The following is an 18,216-nucleotide window of genomic DNA, read 5'->3' on the forward strand; positions in this document are numbered from 1 at the left end:
CAAGGGTCCCGTCGTTGGAACCTTGTTCTTCTCAGATCATCCGCTCTGCGACTCAAAACCGCCCGGCGCCGACATCTCTGGACACCGAACGCGCACATTCGCGCACCGCTGTGATCAGCTCCGTACGAATCTCACCGTTCTCACACAGCCGTTCCACCGCTCCGGTGAGAGCTATGGCTCCCACCGGCATCCGGCGCCGGTCGTGGATCGGCGCGGCCACCGCGGCCACCCCTTCCCAGCTCTCCTCGATATCCGTCGCCCAGCCGCGCGACCTGGTGCGTTCGAGAATCTTCTCGAATTGCTCCAGATCAGTGACGGTGCGCGAGGTCAGCGGCTCCCGGGTGCCTCTGACAGCCTCGCCGCGCGCCACCGGGTCGTACGCCGCGAGCACCTTGCCCAGCGCCGTGGAGTGCAGTGGCTGCATCGCGCCCACCTCGAGGACCTGCCGGCTGTCGTCCGGCCTGAAGACGTGGTGCACGATCAGTACGCCCTCCAGGTGCAGCACCCCCAGATGCACGCTCTCGCCGCTGGACCGCGCCAGATCGTCCGTCCACACCAGGGCGCGGGAGCGCAGCTCATGGACGTCCAGATAGCTGTTGCCCAGCCGCAGCAGCTCGGCCCCGAGCTGATAGCGGCCGGAGGCGGCGTCCTGCTCCACGAACCCCTCCTCCTGGAGCGTGCGCAGAATCCCGTGCACCGTCCCCTTGGCGAGACCCAGCGAGGAGGCGATGTCGGACAGGCCGAGCCTGCGCTCGCCCCCCGCGAGAAGCCGCAGCACCGCCGCCGCGCGCTGGAGCGACTGGATGCTCTTCGCCATCGGCCCGGACCTTCCTGACGCTGTCGTTCGACAATGCTGAACATTATGGGCCCATGCCGACCTTGAGTGAGGGACAGCCTGAATCCCACTCGGCCGACGCGCGGGCGTCCGCCCCGTGAAACAGAACGCCGCACCGGGACGGGCACCGCTACCCTGGCCGGGTGCCCCTTCCACCGGAAGGCGCAAAGCCGACAGCCGTCGCATCCCCGGGAGTATTTTCATGGCCCCGTCCTCCAGCCTTTCCGCCGACAGCCGCACCCGCGTCGAAGCCCTGCGCGAGGCGCTCGCCACCCGCGTCGTGGTGGCCGACGGGGCGATGGGCACCATGCTCCAGGCGCAGGACCCGACGATGGAGGACTTCCAGGACCTGGAAGGCTGCAACGAGATCCTGAACGTGACACGCCCGGACATCGTCCGGTCGGTCCACGAGGAGTACTTCGCGGTCGGGGTCGACTGCGTCGAGACGAACACCTTCGGTACGAACTTCGCCGCGCTCGCCGAGTACGACATCCCCGAGCGGGTCTACGAACTCTCCGAGGCCGGCGCGCGAATCGCCCGCGAGGTCGCCGACGAGTTCACGGTGTCGACCGGGCAGCAGCGCTGGGTGCTCGGCTCGATGGGACCGGGCACGAAGCTGCCGACCCTGGGACATGTCGACTATGTGACGCTGCGCGACGCCTACCAGCGCAACGCCGAGGGCATGATCGCCGGCGGCGCCGACGCGCTGCTCGTGGAGACCACCCAGGATCTGCTCCAGACGAAGGCGGCCGTCCTCGGAGCCCGCCGGGCACTGGAGACCACCGGCACCGAACTGCCGATCATCTGCTCCGTGACCGTCGAGACGACCGGCACGATGCTGCTCGGGTCCGAGATCGGTGCGGCCCTGACGGCGCTGGAGCCGCTGGGCATCGACATGATCGGTCTGAACTGCGCCACCGGGCCGGCCGAGATGAGCGAGCATCTGCGCTATCTGGCCCGCCACTCCCGTATCCCCCTGTCCTGCATGCCCAACGCCGGCCTGCCCGTCCTCGGCAAGGACGGTGCGCACTACCCCCTGACCCCCGGTGAACTCGCCGACGCGCAGGAGAACTTCGTCCGCGACTACGGCATGTCGCTGGTCGGCGGCTGCTGCGGTACGACTCCGGAACATCTGCGTCAGGTCGTGGAGCGGGTACGGGGCGCGGCGATCACCGAGCGGGCGCCGCGACCGGAGCCGGGCGCGGCGTCGCTGTACCAGACGGTGCCCTTCCGCCAGGACACCTCGTATCTGGCCATCGGTGAGCGCACGAACGCCAACGGGTCGAAGAAGTTCCGTGAGGCCATGCTGGAAGGCCGCTGGGACGACTGCGTAGAGATGGCACGCGCCCAGATCCGCGAGGGCGCGCATCTGCTCGACCTGTGCGTCGACTACGTGGGCCGCGACGGGGTCGCCGACATGGCCGAGCTGGCCGGCCGCTTCGCGACCGCCTCCACGCTGCCCATCGTGCTGGACTCCACCGAACTGCCCGTGCTGCGGGCCGGGTTGGAGAAGCTGGGCGGGCGCGCGGTCATCAACTCCGTCAACTACGAGGACGGCGACGGGCCCGAGTCCCGCTTCGCGAAGGTCACCGAACTGGCCGTCGAGCACGGTGCGGCGCTGATCGCGCTGACCATCGACGAGGAGGGCCAGGCCCGTACCCCCGAGCACAAGGTCGCCATCGCCGAGCGGCTGATCGCGGACCTGACCGGCAACTGGGGCGTCCATGAGCCGGACATCCTCATCGACACCCTCACGTTCACGATCTGCACGGGCCAGGAGGAGTCGCGCAAGGACGGCATCGCGACGATCGAGGCGATCCGCGAACTGAAGAAGCGCCACCCCGACGTCCAGACCACCCTGGGTCTGTCGAACATCTCCTTCGGCCTCAACCCGGCCGCCCGCATCGTCCTCAACTCGGTGTTCCTGGACGAGTGTGTGAAGGCCGGCCTGGATTCGGCCATCGTGCACGCGTCGAAGATCCTGCCGATCGCCCGACTGGAGGAGGAGCAGGTCAGGGTCGCACTCGACCTGATCTACGACCGGCGCGAAGAAGGCTACGACCCCCTCCAGAAGCTGATGGAGCTGTTCGAGGGCGTCAACACCAAGTCGATGAAGGACGGCAGGGCCGAGGAACTGCTTGCGCTGCCGCTGAACGAACGCCTGGAACGGCGCATCATCGACGGCGAGAAGAACGGCCTGGAGGACGACCTCACCGCCGCCCTCGCAGAGCGGCCCGCGCTGGCCATCGTCAACGACACCCTGCTGAACGGCATGAAGGTCGTCGGCGAGCTGTTCGGCTCCGGCCAGATGCAGTTGCCGTTCGTTCTCCAGTCCGCCGAGGTCATGAAGAAGGCCGTCGCCTTCCTCGAACCGCACATGGAGAAGACGGATGACGACGGCAAGGGCACCATCGTCCTGGCCACCGTCCGCGGCGATGTGCACGACATCGGCAAGAACCTGGTCGACATCATCCTGTCCAACAACGGCTACACCGTGGTGAATCTCGGCATCAAGCAGCCCGTCTCCGCGATCCTGGAGGCCGCCGAGGAACACCGGGCGGATGTGATCGGGATGTCGGGACTGCTGGTGAAGTCGACCGTCATCATGAAGGAGAACCTTCAGGAGCTGAACCAGCGCAAGATGGCGGCCGACTTCCCCGTCATCCTCGGCGGCGCCGCCCTGACCCGCGCCTACGTCGAACAGGACCTCCACGAGATCTACGAGGGCGAGGTCCGCTACGCCCGCGACGCGTTCGAGGGGCTGCGGCTGATGGACGCGCTCATCGGGATCAAGCGCGGCGTCCCCGGAGCCGTACTGCCCGAGCTCAAGCAGCGCCGCGTCAAGCCCGCCGCCACAGCCGCCGTGGTGGAGGAGCGCCCCGAGGAAGGCACCGTCCGCTCGGACGTGTCGACCACCAACCCCGTTCCCGAGCCGCCCTTCTGGGGCACCCGCGTCATCAAGGGAATCCAGCTCAAGGAGTACGCCTCCTGGCTGGACGAAGGCGCCCTGTTCAAGGGCCAGTGGGGGCTGAAGGAGGCCCGCAAGGGCGGACCCTCGTACGAGGAGCTGGTGGAGTCGGAGGGACGGCCGCATCTGCGGGGCTGGCTGGACAAGCTCCACACCGACAACATGCTCGAAGCCGCCGTCGTCTACGGCTACTTCCCCTGCGTGTCCAAGGGCGACGACCTGATCCTGCTCGGTGAGGACGGCTCCGAGCGGACCCGATTCACCTTCCCGCGCCAGCGCCGCGGCCGGCGCCTGTGCCTCGCGGACTTCTTCCGCCCCGAGGAGTCAGGCGAGACCGACGTCGTGGGCCTCCAGGTCGTCACCGTCGGCTCGAGGATCGGCGGCGTCACCGCCGAGCTGTTCGAGCGCAACGCCTACCGGGACTACCTGGAACTGCACGGACTGTCCGTCCAGCTCGCCGAAGCCCTCGCCGAGTACTGGCACGCCCGCGTCCGCTCCGAGCTGGGCTTCGCGGCCGAGGACCCCTCGCAGGTCGAGGACATGTTCGCGCTGAAGTACCGGGGCGCCCGCTTCTCGCTCGGCTACGGCGCCTGCCCCAACCTGGAGGACCGCGCGAAGATCGCCGATCTCCTTCAGCCCGGCCGGATCGGCGTCGAGCTCTCCGAGGAGTTCCAGCTCCACCCGGAGCAGTCCACCGACGCCATCGTCATCCACCACCCCGAGGCGAAGTACTTCAACGCGCGATAGCGCCCACCGCGCGCTTTTTACGGACGAGTCGTACACTTGTCGGTCCAGTGCAGGCCGGTTGCCGGACCCGACGGGAATCCCCGTCAGGAAAGGTGACCGGCCTTCTCGTCCCTCTCGGAGGTGTGCCGCATGACCAGTACGGTTCCCGTGTCCTTGACCCGTACGGCCGAAGGATCGGCCCTCGAGGCCGTCCTTCTCGACATGGACGGCACCCTGGTCGACACCGAGGGCTTCTGGTGGGACACGGAGGTCGCGGTCTTCAAGGACCTCGGACACCCCCTGGACGACGCGTGGCGCGATGTGGTCGTCGGCGGGCCGATGACCAGGAGCGCCGGCTACCTCATCGAGGCGACGGGTGCCGACATCACCCTCGCCGAGCTGACCGTACTGCTCAACGACCGCTTCGAGGAGCGCGTCGGCAGCGACGTACCGCTGATGCCGGGCGCCGCCCGGCTCCTCGCCGAGCTGGCCCACCACGGCGTGCCCACGGCCCTGGTCTCCGCCTCCCACCGGCGCATCATCGACCGGGTGCTGGAGTCCGTCGGACGCCACCACTTCAGCCTCACCGTGGCCGGTGACGAGGTGCTGAACACCAAGCCGCACCCCGACCCGTATCTGATCGCCGCGCGCGGCCTGAGCGCCGCCCCAGCCAGATGCGCCGTCATCGAGGACACGGCGACCGGCGTCGCCTCGGCCGAGGCCGCGGGCTGCCGGGTGGTGGCCGTGCCCTCCGTCGCCCCCATCGCCGCTGCGGCGGGCCGGGTGATCGTGAACTCTCTCGAAGAGGTCGATCTGGTATTCCTGCGCGGTCTGATTACGCACAAGCGCTCATAGACATACAGAGCGTGGCCCCTGAAACTATCGAAAGTCCGGGGGATTGCGGCACGCCTTTACGGTGGGCGTCAAGCGATCATCACGAACATGATCATGATTGCCCGGCGGGGAATGCGGGTGACGTTTGTCACTCGCCCCGCCGTCGCCGCGGGTCATCCTGCCCGTTCCCCGCGCCTGTCCCGCCCGTTCGCCACGCCGATCCGGGCGCCCATGTGTCCAGTTTTAGCGCCTGATGTGCGAATCATTCCGGCGGGCGAATACCGCTTCACAGCATTCGTTGAGCACTTCGCGATTACGCCCGAAGTGGGCCCGGTTCAGCACATCCGGACCTGCGGACTAATCTCGTCGCGAGAACTTCGCCACACGTTCACCGCCTCACCGGTGCCCTCCGACGGTCAATCACGTCGCGAAATTCTCAACCACCGTTGTGTCGCCGGGTGTTCGGATCAGGGAGTACGTCCAGGATGAAGCGCAAGTCTCTCGTGCTGCCGGTTGTGGCCGGACTGCTCGCCCCGGTGCTCGCCGCCTGCGGCGGGTCCGACAGCGGGTCCGGCAGCGGTGACGTCATCGTCGTCGGCACCACGGACCAGTTCACCGCCACCAAGGAGTCCCCGGCGCCCTTCGACCCGGCGTTCGCCTACGACACCGGCTCCTGGAACGTCCTGCGCCAGTCCCTCCAGACCCTCATGGCCATCCCGCGCGGCGGCGGCGCCCCCGTCCCCGAGGCGGCGTCCAACTGCCGCTTCTCGGACAACCAGAACGAGAGCTACCGCTGCGAGCTGCGCGAGGGCCTGAAATTCGCCGGCGGCGGCGAGATCACCTCGCAAGACGTGAAGTTCTCCGTCGAGCGCGTGATCGACATCAACTCCGACGCCGGCGCGGTCGGCCTGCTCAAGAACATCGACACCATCGAGACGCCCAGCGACGCCGAGGTCATCTTCCACCTCAAGACCCCCGACGCCACGTTCCCGTACAAGCTCTCGACGCCCGTCGCCGGCATCGTCAACCCCGACTCGTACGACGGCAAGAAGCTCCGCGACGGATTCGACGTGGACGGCTCCGGCCCCTACAACGTCAAGTCCGAGGTCGACGGCGACCGCATCGTCAAGGCGACCTTCACCAAGAACACCTCGTACAAGGGCGACCTCGAACTCCGCAACGACAAGGTCGAGCTGCGCTCGTACCCCGACGCGGACGCCATGGGCAAGGCACTGGACTCCGGCGAGATCGACGTGATGGCCCGCACCATGTCGCCCGGTCAGATCGAGGACATGTCCGCCAAGCCCAAGGACGGCATCGAACTCACCGAGATGCCCGGCCTGGAGATCCGCTACCTCGCCTTCGACACCGACGAGCCGGTCGTGAAGGACAAGGCCGTACGCCAGGCCGTCGCCTCCCTCGTGGACCGCGGCCAGATCGCCTCCGAGGTCTACGGCTCCACCGCCGAACCGCTCTACTCGCTCATCCCGTCGACCATCACCGCGCACACCAACTCGTTCTTCAACAAGTACGGCGAGCCCGACCGGGCCGAGGCCGCCAGACTCCTCGACGAGGCCGGTGTCGACACACCGGTGAAGTTCACCCTGAACTACACCACCGACCACTACGGCGAGGCCACGGCCAAGGAGTTCGAGACGCTCAAGAAGCAGCTCAACTCCAGCGGCCTCTTCCAGGTCGACACCAAGGGCACCGAGTGGTCCAAATTCCGGCCCGCCCAGACACGCGGCGACTACACCGTCTACGGCATGGGCTGGTTCCCCGACTTCCCCGACCCGGACAACTACGTCGCACCGTTCCTCGACGAGGACAACTTCCTCAACGCGCCGTACGCCAACAAGAAGGTCAGCGGGCAGTTGATCCCGCAGTCCCGCGGCGAGGCCGAGCGCAGCGCCGCCGCCAAGGACTTCGCACAGATACAGGACATCGTCGCCGAGGACGTGCCGGTGCTGCCGCTGTGGCAGGGCAAGCAGTACGTGGCCGCCGCCGACGAGATCTCCGGTGTGGAATGGGCCCTCAACCCCTCGGGCGAACTGCTGCTCTGGGAGCTGGGCACCGGCAGCGCGGTCTGACCGGCCCCACGGGTCGTACGGGTCGTACGGGTCGTACGGGTCGTACGGCAGAGGTCCCCGGCATCGAGGTGATGCCGGGGACCTCCGCCGTACGCCGGACCGCGCCGAGGCGCGATCACTGCGCGCCGGGGCGCACCAGACCGCTCTCGTACGCGTACACCGCCGCCTGCACACGGTCACGCAGGCTCAGCTTCGTCAGCACATGACCCACATGCGTCTTGACCGTCGTCTCACTGACGAACAGATCCGCCGCGATCTCCGCGTTGGACAGCCCGCGCGCCACCAGCTTCAACACCTCGACCTCACGCTCGGTCAGCGTGTGCAGCGTGTCCGGCACCTGCTCGTCACCCGACGGCAGATGGTCCGCGTACTTGTCGAGCAGCCTGCGCGTGATGCTCGGCGCCAGCATCGCCTCACCGGCTGCCACCACCCGGATCGCCTGCACCAACTCGTTCGCCGGCGCGTCCTTCAGCAGAAAACCGCTCGCCCCCGCGCGCAGCGCCTCCACCACGTACTCGTCCAGATCGAACGTCGTCAGCACCAGCACCTTCGCCGGACCGTCCTTGCCGGGACCGGTGATCTGGCGGGTCGCCTCGACCCCGTCCATCCGCGGCATCCGGATATCCATCAGGACGACATCGGGCTGCAGCGCCCGGACCTGATCGATGGCCTGGAGGCCGTCCCCGGCCTCACCGACGACCGCGATGTCCTGCTCGGCCTCCAGAATCATCCGGAAGCCGGTGCGCAGCAGTGGCTGGTCATCGACCAGTAGGACGCGGATCGCCACGGGATCTCCTTCGGTAGACCGATCCCGGCCCATTCTGCCTTGAGCACCCGCCCGCGAACGCGGCGGGCACACGCCGCCCCGCTAGGGCCCGGTGGAAACCACCGGCCCCCCGGCCGTCAGCGGCTCGGCGCTCTGCGGCGGCGGCACCGTCAGCGGATACACCGGGGGAGTCCCGCCGAACTCCGGACACACCGCCTGATGGTCGCACCAGCCGCACAGCTTCGTCGGCCGCGGCCGCCAGTCACCCGTCCGCGTCGCCTCCCTGATCGCGTCCCACAGCGCCAGCAACTTGCGCTCGACACGCTCCAGATCCGCCTCCACCGGGTCGTACGTCAACACGTCCCCACTGCCCAGATACACGAGCTGGAGCCGGCGCGGTACCACCCGCTTCAACCGCCAGATCACCAGGGCGTAGAACTTCATCTGGAACAGCGCCCCCTCCGCGTACTCCGCACGCGGCGCCTTGCCCGTCTTGTAATCGACGATCCGCACCTCACCCGACGGCGCCACGTCGACCCGGTCGATCACCCCGCGCAGCCGCAGCCCCGACTCCAGCTCCGTCTCCACGAACAACTCACGCTCCGCCGGCTCCAGACGCGTCGGATCCTCCAGCGCGAACCACCGCTCCACCAACTGCTCGGCCTGCGACAGCCACCCCGCCAGCCGCTCACCGCCCTCGTCCCCCTCGAACAGCTCACCCAGCTCCGGCCTCGACTCCAGCAGCCGCTCCCACTGCCCGGGAACCAACGACCTGGCCCGCGGCGCCGTACGCTCGACAGCGGGGTCGTCGAACAGCCTCTCCAGCACCGCGTGCACCAGCGTCCCCCGGGTGGCCGCCTCGCTCGGCTTCTCCGGAAGCTTGTCGATCACCCGGAACCGGTACAGCAGAGGGCACTGCATGAAGTCGCTCGCACGCGACGGCGACAGCGACGTGGGCTGCTGACTCGTACTCATGACTCAGACCCTACGGCCCGCCACTGACAGCGAGCGGAATACCATCGACGCAAGAACTCGCACACGGCACCATCGAGCGAGCGACGGCGCCGCAACGAAGGGACGACGTGAACAAGGACGACGAGAGCGGCGAGAGCAAGAGGCCGCGGTCCGGTCCTGAGGACGCGCCCCCCCGCCGCAAGCGCAAGCGGCCCGAAGACCCCGGCGGCGGGATTCTCATGGGCCGCCCCTTCGGCGTACCCGTCTACGTCGCCCCGAGCTGGTTCCTGGTGGCCGCCCTCATCACCTGGGTCTTCGGCGGCCAGCTCGACCGCGTACTGCCCCACCTCGGCGGAGTCCGCTACCTCGTCGCCCTCTTCTTCGCCGTCGCCTTCTACGCCTCCGTACTCGTCCACGAACTCGCCCACACCGTCGTCGCCCTGCGCTACAAGCTGCCCGTACGCCGCATCCAGCTCCAGTTCTTCGGCGGCGTCTCCGAGATCGAGAAGGAATCGGAGACCCCCGGCCGCGAATTCATGCTCGCCTTCGTCGGCCCCCTGCTCTCCCTCGTCCTCGCCGGCTTCTTCTACCTCACCATGATGACCGTCGAACCCGGCACCGTCCCCGGCGTCCTGCTCGCCGGACTCATGATCTCCAACCTCATCGTCGCCGCCTTCAACCTCCTGCCCGGCCTGCCGCTCGACGGCGGCCGGATGCTGCGCGCCGTCGTCTGGAAGATCACCGGCAAACCCATGGCCGGCACCGTCGCCGCCGCCTGGGTCGGCAGAGCCCTCGCCGTCGCCGTCCTCATCGGCCTGCCCCTGCTCACCCACACCGGTGCCCTCGGCAACTCCACCAAGGACATCGGCGGCATGGAGACCGTCACCGACGCGCTCCTCGCCGCCATCCTCGCCGCCATCATCTGGACCGGCGCCGGCAACAGCCTGCGCATGGCACGCCTACGCGAACACCTGCCCGAACTACGCGCCCGCGCCCTCACCCGCCGCGCCGTCCCCGTCGAATCGGCCACCCCCCTCTCCGAAGCACTGCGCCGCGCCAACGAAGCCGGAGCCCGCGCCCTGGTCGTCGTCGACGGACAGGGCGAACCCACCGGCCTCGTCCGCGAGGCGGCCATCGTCGGCGTCCCCACCCACCGCCGCCCCTGGGTCGCCGTCAGCGGTCTCGCCCACGACCTCACCGACGGCATGAAAGTCCCCGCCGAACTCGCCGGAGAAGCACTCCTCGACCGGCTCAGGGCCAACCCCGCCACCGAATACCTGGTCGTCGAGGACACCGGCGAGATCTACGGAGTGCTGTCCACCGCCGACGTCGAACGCGCCTTCGTCGCCGCCATGGCCAGGCCCGACGCCAAATGACAGCGCCCCACACCAGGTGAGGGACCCTCAAAAGAAGCAGGTAGTCTGACCGCATGTCCGAACCGACCGGAGCCGCCCGTCGTCGCGGCCCCTTCAAAGTCGGGGACCAGGTCCAGCTCACCGACCCCAAGGGACGCCACTACACCTTCACGCTCGAAGCGGGGAAGAATTTCCACACCCACAAGGGTTCCTTCCCCCACGACGAGCTGATCGGTGCCCCCGAGGGCAGTGTTGTCCGCACCACGGGAAACGTCGCCTACCTCGCGCTGCGCCCCCTGCTCCCCGACTACGTCCTGTCCATGCCCCGCGGCGCCGCCGTGGTCTACCCCAAGGACGCGGGCCAGATCCTGGCCTTCGCCGACATCTTCCCCGGCGCCCGCATCGTCGAAGCCGGAGTGGGATCGGGCTCGCTCAGCAGCTTCCTGCTGCGCGCCATCGGCGACCAGGGCATGCTGCACTCCTACGAGCGCCGCCAGGACTTCGCCGACATCGCCCGGCAGAACGTGGAACGCTACTTCGGCGGCCCGCACCCCGCCTGGCAGCTCACCGTCGGCGACCTCCAGGACAACCTCTCGGACACCGAGGTCGACCGCGTCATCCTCGACATGCTCGCCCCCTGGGAATGCGTCGAGCCCGTGTCGAAGGCCCTCGTGCCCGGCGGCATCCTCTGCGCCTACGTCGCCACCACCACCCAGCTCGCCCGCACCGTCGAGACGATCCGCGAACACGGCTCGTTCAACGAACCGGCCGCCTGGGAATCGATGGTCCGCAACTGGCACGTCGAAGGACTCGCCGTACGCCCCGACCACCGCATGATCGGCCACACCGGCTTCCTGATCACCGCCCGCCGCCTCGCCGACGGCGTCGAGCCGCCCCTGCGCCGCCGCCGCCCCTCCAAGGGCGCGTACGGCGACGACTACGACGGCCCCGGAAGCGGCAGCGGCACCCGAGGCTGAGCCCACGTCACCACCCGGCCCACAGGCACGAATCGCCGCACGGCCCACAACACGACACCGCCGCCGCCCAGTTCACGTCCACCCGACACGAACTCGGCGGCGGCGCCTTTACGTTGGCCTTACGGACCCCGCTGTTCCACCGCACTGTGACATGTGGCACCATTCTCGCCACCCCCACCGGCACCGCCTTCACAGGAGACACCGCGTGCAGATCTCCGACGTCCCGGACCTCGCGCACACCCGCCCGCGCCCGGTGCACTGGCTCGCCACCGCCACCGCGATGGCCGCCGTGGTCGCCGGCGCCGGACTGCTCCAGCCCGACGCCGCCACCGCCCACCAGTCCGGCTCCGGCACCAGCACACACACCGCCCCCGACACGGCGCCGACACCCGCGCCCGACACCGCCGCCGTCGACTTCCCGCTCGAATGCGGTGGCGCGAAAGCGGTCGTCACAAAGAAGACCACCGGAGACCTCGACGGCGACGGCCGCCCCGAGACCGTCGCCGCCGCCCGCTGCGACGCCGGATCCGGCACCCCGCCCAGCGGCGTCTACGTACTCACAGCGACCAAGGACGCGAGCGCGCCCCGCATCGTCGCCACACTCGTGGACCCCGCCGACCGGCAGAGCGTCGCCGACCTCGAGATACGCGACGGCCTCGTCCACGCCCGGCTGCTCGGCTACTCCGGCCCCGACGTACCCGGCTGCTGCCCCGACGAAGAACAGCGGCTCACCTGGGAATGGAAGAACGGCGCCTTCGTACAGAGCGCCCGGAACGAGTCACAGAGCGTCTGACCCGTCACACCGAGCGACGACCCCGCCCAAACGGCGAAGGCGCCACAGCCGCCCCCGGCACGCTCACTGCGCGTCCGGGCCGTACACCTCGACACTGTCCGAGACGCGCCGTACATGAATGCAGTCACCCGGGCACTCCTTGGCCGAGTCGACAACATCCTTCAAGATCGGCAACGGCACCCGCGTGGTGGCACCAGGCGCCTGCAGCAGCTCGTCGTCCGCGCTCTTGACATAAGCGAGCCCGTCGATGTCCAGCTCGAACACGTCGGGCGCGTACTGGGCGCAGATCCCGTCACCGGTGCACAGGTCCTGGTCGATCCACACCTCGAGCGGCTCGCCGCCCTCAGTGACGGCGTCGGTCGGAGCCTGCTGCTGCACGGTCATATCTCCTGCCGTTTCCTGCGTAGGACGAGGCGAACCAGGGCAAGTCGCGCCAGCCCCGACGGGTGTTGAACACTCCGACGATACAACCGGCCGCTTTCCGATGTTGAACGGTGGGTATTCCCCTGGCGTGAGGGAGAGCGCAAGGGTGAAGATCGGACACACCCCGACAGTCTTTGTGATCTAGGGGTTTTAATCACCACCTACCCAGGTAGGGTCAGGAAGCGTCCAGCTCCCCTTGGAGGAGGTGAGGACCGTGGCAGCCCACGACGACGACATCAACCGCGGCATCCGGCCCGGGCGGGGGTCAGAAGACCCAGCCGGCCAGGTTGCCTATCTCGAGCAGGAAATCGCCGTCCTGCGACGTAAGCTCGCCGACTCTCCGCGTCATACGAGGATTCTCGAAGAGCGGATCGTCGAACTGCAGACAAACCTGGCAGGAGTGTCCGCGCAGAACGAGCGGCTCGCCAACACGCTGCGTGAGGCCCGCGACCAGATCGTGGCCCTCAAGGAAGAAGTCGACCGGCTCGCACAGCCACCGGCCGGCTTCGGCGTCTTCCTGCACGCGAACGAGGACGGCACGGCCGACATCTTCACCGGGGGCCGCAAGCTCCGGGTGAACGTCAGCCCCGGCGTCGAGCTCGAACAGCTCCGACGCGGCCAGGAAGTCATGCTCAACGAGGCCCTCAACGTGGTCGAGGCCATGGAATTCGAGCGGGCCGGGGACATCGTCACCCTCAAGGAAATCCTCGAGGACGGCGAGCGTGCCCTGGTCGTGGGGCACACCGACGAGGAACGGGTGGTACGGCTCGCCGAGCCGCTGCTCGACATCAACATCCGCGCCGGCGACGCCCTCCTGCTCGAACCACGCTCCGGCTACGTCTACGAAGTCGTCCCCAAGAGCGAGGTCGAAGAACTCGTCCTCGAAGAAGTACCGGACGTCGACTACAGCAAGATCGGCGGACTCGGCGGCCAGATCGAGATGATCCGCGACGCCGTCGAACTTCCCTACCTCCACCCGGACCTCTTCAAAGAGCACGAACTGCGCCCGCCGAAGGGCATCCTGCTCTACGGCCCGCCCGGCTGCGGCAAGACACTCATCGCCAAGGCCGTGGCCAACTCCCTCGCCAAGAAGGTCGCCGAAGTCAGCGGCCGCCCCGCGGGAAAGAGCTACTTCCTCAACATCAAGGGCCCCGAACTTCTCAACAAGTACGTCGGCGAGACCGAGCGGCACATCCGCCTGGTCTTCCAGCGCGCCCGTGAGAAGGCCAGCGAGGGCACCCCCGTCATCGTCTTCTTCGACGAGATGGAATCCCTCTTCCGCACCCGCGGCTCCGGAGTCAGCTCGGACGTGGAAAACACCATCGTCCCGCAGCTCCTCGCCGAGATCGACGGTGTGGAGGGCCTGGAGAACGTCATCGTCATCGGCGCCTCCAACCGCGAGGACATGATCGACCCCGCGATCCTGCGCCCCGGCCGCCTCGACGTGAAGATCAAGATCGAGCGCCCGGACGCGGAAGCGGCGAAGGACATCTTCGCCAAGTACCTGCGGTCCTCGCTGCCCCTGCACGAGGAAGACCTGTCCGAGCACAAGGGCTCCCCCGAGTCCACGGTCCAGGCCATGATCCAGTCCGTCGTCGAGCGCATGTACACCGAATCCGAGGAGAATCGCTTCCTCGAGGTCACCTACGCCAACGGCGACAAGGAAGTCCTCTACTTCAAGGACTTCAACTCCGGCGCGATGATCCAGAACATCGTCGACCGGGCCAAGAAGATGGCCATCAAGGACTTCCTCGACGAGAACCAGCGAGGACTCCGCGTCGCCCATCTCCTCCAGGCATGCGTGGACGAGTTCAAGGAGAACGAGGACCTGCCCAACACCACCAACCCGGACGACTGGGCCCGCATCTCCGGCAAGAAGGGCGAGCGGATCGTCTTCATCCGCACCCTGGTCACCGGAAAACAAGGCGCGGACACCGGACGCTCCATCGACACCGTCGCGAACACCGGACAGTACCTGTAAGACACAGACCGGCTGCGGATGTCCGGACGGGCATCCGCAGCCGGCTGTTTTCCCCGTACCTTTCACGACACCAGGGCAATGACGGAAACGATCTCCCCACCAGTGCGGAGCCGTTCTAGGCTCATCGGTACCGCCACGTCGCGCAGTGCGGGGACGGGCACCGCACACGCACCGGAGAGACAGCGGTACTTGAGCGCCGCTCCCGAAGGGGAGCGCCGCCGGGCAAGGAGGGCCGCATGACCGTACGGCGAGTAATGGGCATCGAGACGGAGTACGGCATCTCCGTCCCCGGCCAACCGAACGCCAATGCCATGCTCACCTCGTCCCAGATCGTCAACGCCTACGCGGCGGCGATGCACAGGGCGCGCCGCGCCCGCTGGGACTTCGAGGAGGAGAACCCGCTGCGGGACGCACGAGGCTTCGACCTCGCCCGCGAGGCCGCCGAGTCCAGCCAGCTCACCGACGAGGACATCGGGCTCGCCAATGTGATCCTCACCAACGGCGCACGCCTCTACGTCGACCACGCGCACCCGGAATACAGCTCTCCGGAGATCACCAACCCGCGTGACGCCGTCCTGTGGGACAAGGCCGGCGAACGCATCATGGCCGAGGCCGCCGAACGCGCCGGACAGCTCCCCGGAGCCCAGCCGATCCTCCTGTACAAGAACAACACCGACAACAAGGGCGCCTCGTACGGCACGCACGAGAACTACCTGATGCAGCGGGAGACCCCGTTCTCGGACATCGTGCGGCATCTGACGCCGTTCTTCGTCTCACGGCAGGTCGTCACCGGCGCCGGCCGGGTGGGCATCGGCCAGGACGGCCACGAGCACGGCTTCCAGATCAGCCAGCGAGCCGACTACTTCGAGGTCGAGGTAGGGCTGGAGACCACCCTCAAACGGCCCATCATCAACACCAGGGACGAACCGCACTCGGACGCCGAGAAATACCGCCGACTCCATGTGATCATCGGCGACGCGAATCTCTCGGAGATCTCCACCTATCTCAAACTGGGGACGACATCCCTGGTCCTGTCCATGATCGAGGACGGGTTCATCAATGTCGACCTGGCCGTGGACCAGCCCGTGCGCACGCTCCACCAGGTCTCGCACGATCCGACCCTGGCCCGTCTGATCACTCTCCGCAGCGGCCGGACACTCACCGCTGTGCAGCTCCAGATGGAGTATTTCGAACTCGCGCGCAAATATGTCGAGGAGCGCTACGGCGCCGACGCGGACGAGCAGACCCGCGACGTCCTGGGCCGCTGGGAAGACACGCTCAACCGCCTGGAGAACGACCCGATGAGCCTGTCGGGCGAACTGGACTGGGTCACCAAGAAAGAGATCCTGGAGGGCTACCGCCGCCGCGACAACCTGGAGTGGGACGCGGCACGGCTGCACCTGGTCGATCTCCAGTACTCGGACGTACGCCCCGAGAAGGGCCTGTACAACCGTCTGGTGGCCCGCGGCAAGATGAGCAGGCTCCTGGACGAACCGGACGTCGAACGGGCCGAGACGAAGCCACCTGAGGACACACGCGCGTACTTCCGGGGCCGCTGTCTGGAGCAGTACGCGGACGACGTCGCCGCGGCCTCCTGGGACTCGGTCATCTTCGACCTGCCGGGCAGGGACTCCCTCCAGCGGGTACCGACCCTGGAACCTCTCCGGGGCACCCGTAACCACGTGAAAGCGCTCCTGGACCGGTGCCGCACGGCCGAAGACCTGGTCCGGGTGCTCTCGGGCGGCTGAAATGGTCCCGGTCCGGGAATCATGGAGGTGGCGCCCGGACGTTGTAGCAACTGCGGGGCCGATGTCGGACCCTGCTTGTAGGGTCGGATCTTGAAGGTCACATCGAGCGGGGCAACCGAGCGGGGTGAGGGATATGGCGACCAAGGACACCGACGGCGGGCAGCAGAAGGCAACGCGTTCCACCGAGGACGTGGAGGAGCAGACCGAGGACGTACAGCAGTCCGAGGACCTCAAGGAACGCCAGGAAAAACTGTCGGACGACGTGGACTCCGTGCTGGACGAAATCGACGACGTACTCGAGGAAAATGCCGAGGATTTCGTGCGGAGTTTCGTTCAAAAAGGCGGAGAGTGAACAATGGGCGATTCGTCCGAAGGGAAGCAGTGCGCGGCCTGTCGTCGCGTTCTGCCGCTCAGCTCCTTCGCGGCGGACAGAAATAGGCGAGACGGCCTCCAGACGCGGTGTCGGCAGTGTGTGGCGGAGTACGGTGCCATGCGCCACCGGCGCCGCCGGGAAGCCGAGGGCAAGGTCGTTCGTCAAAAGGTCGAGGTGGCGGCCGGTCACAAGCTGTGCCGGGTCTGTGGCGTCGTCAAACCTCACAGCGAGTGGCATCGGAATTCCAGCGCCTCGGACGGATTGTCCACGCGGTGCAAGTCATGTCGGGCGGTCCAAGGTCGCGCGGGACACCTCAAGCGACAGTACGGCCTCACCATCGCCCAGCGTGACGAGATGATCTCGTCGCAGATGGGTATCTGTGTCATCTGCCTGTCCGCCCCCGCCGCGCACGTGGATCACTGCCATGAGACGGGTAGGGTCCGGGGCGTACTGTGCTTCAACTGCAATTCGGCCATTGGCAAGTTGGGGGACGATCCCGACACCCTGCGCCGTGCCACCGCATATCTGGAAGGAAACGCGTGGAAGCCAACACTCGTGGCACCGGGCGTCTACCGGCTGCCTTCCTGACGCCCGGGTCGGCCTCGTTCATGGACTTCCTGTCGGCCCACTCGCCCGAGATCCTGCCCGGCAATCGGGTGCTGCCGCCCGTGCAGGGTGCGTTCGAGGCGCCGCACGGGACGACGATCGTCGCTGTGACGTTCGCGGGTGGGGTCATCCTCGCCGGTGACCGGCGCGGGACCATGGGCAACATGATCTCGCTGCGCGACATGGAGAAGGTCTTCCCGGCCGACGAGTACTCGGCCGTGGGCATCGCGGGTACGGCGGGTCTCGCCGTGGAGATGGTCAAGCTCTTTCAGTTGGAGCTGGAGCACTTCGAGAAGGTCGAAGGCGCGCAGCTCTCGTTCGAGGGCAAGGCCAACCGGCTCTCCACCATGATCCGTGGCAATCTCTCCATGGCCATGCAGGGTCTGGCTGTCGTCCCGCTTTTCGCCGGCTGGGACGTCGACCGGGAGACGGGCCGTATCTTCTCGTACGACGTGACGGGCGGCCGTTCCGAGGAGTACGGGTACGCGTCCACCGGGTCGGGCTCGATCTTCGCGCGTGGCGCGATGAAGAAGCTTTTCCGTGAGGGTCTGACGGAGGAGCAGGCCGTCACCCTGGTTGTCCAGGCGCTCTACGACGCGGCTGACGACGATTCGGCCACGGCCGGTCCGGACATGGCGCGCAAGATCTATCCCATCGTCACCATCATGAGCGACGAGGGCTTCCGCAGGGTCTCCGACGAGGAGTCCTCGCGGATCGCCCGCTCGATCATCGAGCGCCGGATGGAGCAGCCCGACGGCCCGCGCGCCGAACTGCTCTGACTCCGGCC

15 protein-coding genes are annotated in these 18,216 nt (G+C 67.7%); 11 read left to right on the plus strand and 4 right to left on the minus strand.

What is annotated here, in order from left to right:
• Window positions 1–52 precede the first annotated feature (52 nt).
• Window positions 53–817: an IclR family transcriptional regulator gene (locus OG329_RS34735; RefSeq protein WP_405800513.1), complete on the minus strand. Its 765-nt coding sequence runs from the start codon at window positions 815–817 to the stop codon at window positions 53–55.
• 220 nt (window positions 818–1,037) lie between these two features.
• Here OG329_RS34735 and metH point away from each other — a divergent pair, with 220 nt between their 5' ends.
• From metH to OG329_RS34750, 3 genes are all read left to right on the plus strand, one after another.
• Window positions 1,038–4,550 (plus strand): methionine synthase, encoded by a 3,513-nt coding sequence (metH, locus tag OG329_RS34740; protein WP_405800514.1) that lies wholly within the window; start codon window positions 1,038–1,040, stop codon window positions 4,548–4,550.
• 129 nt (window positions 4,551–4,679) lie between these two features.
• Complete coding sequence (locus tag OG329_RS34745; protein WP_405800515.1) at window positions 4,680–5,384, plus strand: HAD family hydrolase; 705 nt, start codon at window positions 4,680–4,682, stop codon at window positions 5,382–5,384.
• A gap of 464 nt (window positions 5,385–5,848) precedes the next feature.
• Window positions 5,849–7,453 carry an ABC transporter substrate-binding protein gene (locus OG329_RS34750; RefSeq protein WP_405800516.1) on the plus strand — a complete coding sequence of 535 codons (1,605 nt, stop codon included), beginning with the start codon at window positions 5,849–5,851 and terminating at the stop codon, window positions 7,451–7,453.
• Window positions 7,454–7,568: 115 nt separating this feature from the next.
• On the opposite strand, the gene OG329_RS34755 is transcribed toward OG329_RS34750, so the two are convergent.
• Window positions 7,569–8,240: a response regulator transcription factor gene (locus tag OG329_RS34755; RefSeq protein WP_023542799.1), complete on the minus strand. Its 672-nt coding sequence runs from the start codon at window positions 8,238–8,240 to the stop codon at window positions 7,569–7,571.
• Between the two features lie 81 nt (window positions 8,241–8,321).
• A complete protein-coding gene (locus OG329_RS34760) occupies window positions 8,322–9,194 on the minus strand; it encodes a RecB family exonuclease (RefSeq protein ID WP_405800517.1) in 873 nt (290 codons plus the stop codon).
• A 107-nt stretch (window positions 9,195–9,301) separates the two neighbouring features.
• Between OG329_RS34760 and OG329_RS34765 the strand changes: the two genes are divergently transcribed.
• From OG329_RS34765 to OG329_RS34775, 3 genes are all read left to right on the plus strand, one after another.
• The gene (locus tag OG329_RS34765) at window positions 9,302–10,549 is read left to right on the plus strand and encodes a site-2 protease family protein (RefSeq protein WP_405800519.1); all 1,248 of its coding nucleotides are present in this window, start codon (window positions 9,302–9,304) and stop codon (window positions 10,547–10,549) included.
• A 53-nt stretch (window positions 10,550–10,602) separates the two neighbouring features.
• Window positions 10,603–11,505 carry a tRNA (adenine-N1)-methyltransferase gene (locus OG329_RS34770; protein ID WP_405800520.1) on the plus strand — a complete coding sequence of 301 codons (903 nt, stop codon included), beginning with the start codon at window positions 10,603–10,605 and terminating at the stop codon, window positions 11,503–11,505.
• Between the two features lie 205 nt (window positions 11,506–11,710).
• Window positions 11,711–12,298 (plus strand): hypothetical protein, encoded by a 588-nt coding sequence (locus tag OG329_RS34775; RefSeq protein WP_405800521.1) that lies wholly within the window; start codon window positions 11,711–11,713, stop codon window positions 12,296–12,298.
• A gap of 63 nt (window positions 12,299–12,361) precedes the next feature.
• On the opposite strand, the gene OG329_RS34780 is transcribed toward OG329_RS34775, so the two are convergent.
• On the minus strand, window positions 12,362–12,682 hold the full coding sequence (locus tag OG329_RS34780) for a ferredoxin (RefSeq protein WP_405800522.1): 321 nt from the start codon (window positions 12,680–12,682) through the stop codon (window positions 12,362–12,364).
• A 253-nt stretch (window positions 12,683–12,935) separates the two neighbouring features.
• Between OG329_RS34780 and arc the strand changes: the two genes are divergently transcribed.
• The 5 genes from arc to prcB all read left to right on the plus strand — a co-directional run bounded on the left by arc (window position 12,936) and on the right by prcB (window position 18,208).
• Entirely contained in the window at window positions 12,936–14,702 is a 1,767-nt protein-coding gene (arc, locus tag OG329_RS34785) for a proteasome ATPase (RefSeq protein ID WP_405800523.1), read from the plus strand.
• Window positions 14,703–14,938: 236 nt separating this feature from the next.
• Window positions 14,939–16,450: a depupylase/deamidase Dop gene (gene dop / locus OG329_RS34790; protein WP_405800525.1), complete on the plus strand. Its 1,512-nt coding sequence runs from the start codon at window positions 14,939–14,941 to the stop codon at window positions 16,448–16,450.
• Between the two features lie 133 nt (window positions 16,451–16,583).
• Complete coding sequence (locus tag OG329_RS34795; RefSeq protein WP_405800526.1) at window positions 16,584–16,802, plus strand: ubiquitin-like protein Pup; 219 nt, start codon at window positions 16,584–16,586, stop codon at window positions 16,800–16,802.
• Between the two features lie 3 nt (window positions 16,803–16,805).
• Complete coding sequence (locus OG329_RS34800) at window positions 16,806–17,411, plus strand: endonuclease VII domain-containing protein (RefSeq protein ID WP_405800527.1); 606 nt, start codon at window positions 16,806–16,808, stop codon at window positions 17,409–17,411.
• A complete protein-coding gene (gene prcB, locus OG329_RS34805; protein ID WP_405800528.1) occupies window positions 17,363–18,208 on the plus strand; it encodes a proteasome subunit beta in 846 nt (281 codons plus the stop codon). Before OG329_RS34800 ends, prcB begins: the two co-directional genes overlap by 49 nt.
• Window positions 18,209–18,216 lie beyond the last annotated feature (8 nt).

Origin of the sequence: Streptomyces sp. NBC_01506 (genome assembly GCF_045040295.1) — a bacterium.
Lineage (GTDB): Bacteria > Actinomycetota > Actinomycetes > Streptomycetales > Streptomycetaceae > Streptomyces.

What these genes read in the sequence shown, in the direction of transcription:
- OG329_RS34795 (WP_405800526.1), top strand. Translation starts at nt 16,584, where the DNA reads ATGGCGACCAAGGACACCGACGGCGGGCAGCAGAAGGCAACGCGTTCC.
- OG329_RS34800 (WP_405800527.1), top strand. Translation starts at nt 16,806, where the DNA reads ATGGGCGATTCGTCCGAAGGGAAGCAGTGCGCGGCCTGTCGTCGCGTT.
- OG329_RS34770 (WP_405800520.1), top strand. Translation starts at nt 10,603, where the DNA reads ATGTCCGAACCGACCGGAGCCGCCCGTCGTCGCGGCCCCTTCAAAGTC.
- OG329_RS34750 (WP_405800516.1), top strand. Translation starts at nt 5,849, where the DNA reads ATGAAGCGCAAGTCTCTCGTGCTGCCGGTTGTGGCCGGACTGCTCGCC.
- OG329_RS34745 (WP_405800515.1), top strand. Translation starts at nt 4,680, where the DNA reads ATGACCAGTACGGTTCCCGTGTCCTTGACCCGTACGGCCGAAGGATCG.
- dop (WP_405800525.1), top strand. Translation starts at nt 14,939, where the DNA reads ATGACCGTACGGCGAGTAATGGGCATCGAGACGGAGTACGGCATCTCC.
- OG329_RS34735 (WP_405800513.1), bottom strand. Translation starts at nt 817, where the DNA reads ATGGCGAAGAGCATCCAGTCGCTCCAGCGCGCGGCGGCGGTGCTGCGG.
- OG329_RS34780 (WP_405800522.1), bottom strand. Translation starts at nt 12,682, where the DNA reads ATGACCGTGCAGCAGCAGGCTCCGACCGACGCCGTCACTGAGGGCGGC.
- OG329_RS34760 (WP_405800517.1), bottom strand. Translation starts at nt 9,194, where the DNA reads ATGAGTACGAGTCAGCAGCCCACGTCGCTGTCGCCGTCGCGTGCGAGC.
- metH (WP_405800514.1), top strand. Translation starts at nt 1,038, where the DNA reads ATGGCCCCGTCCTCCAGCCTTTCCGCCGACAGCCGCACCCGCGTCGAA.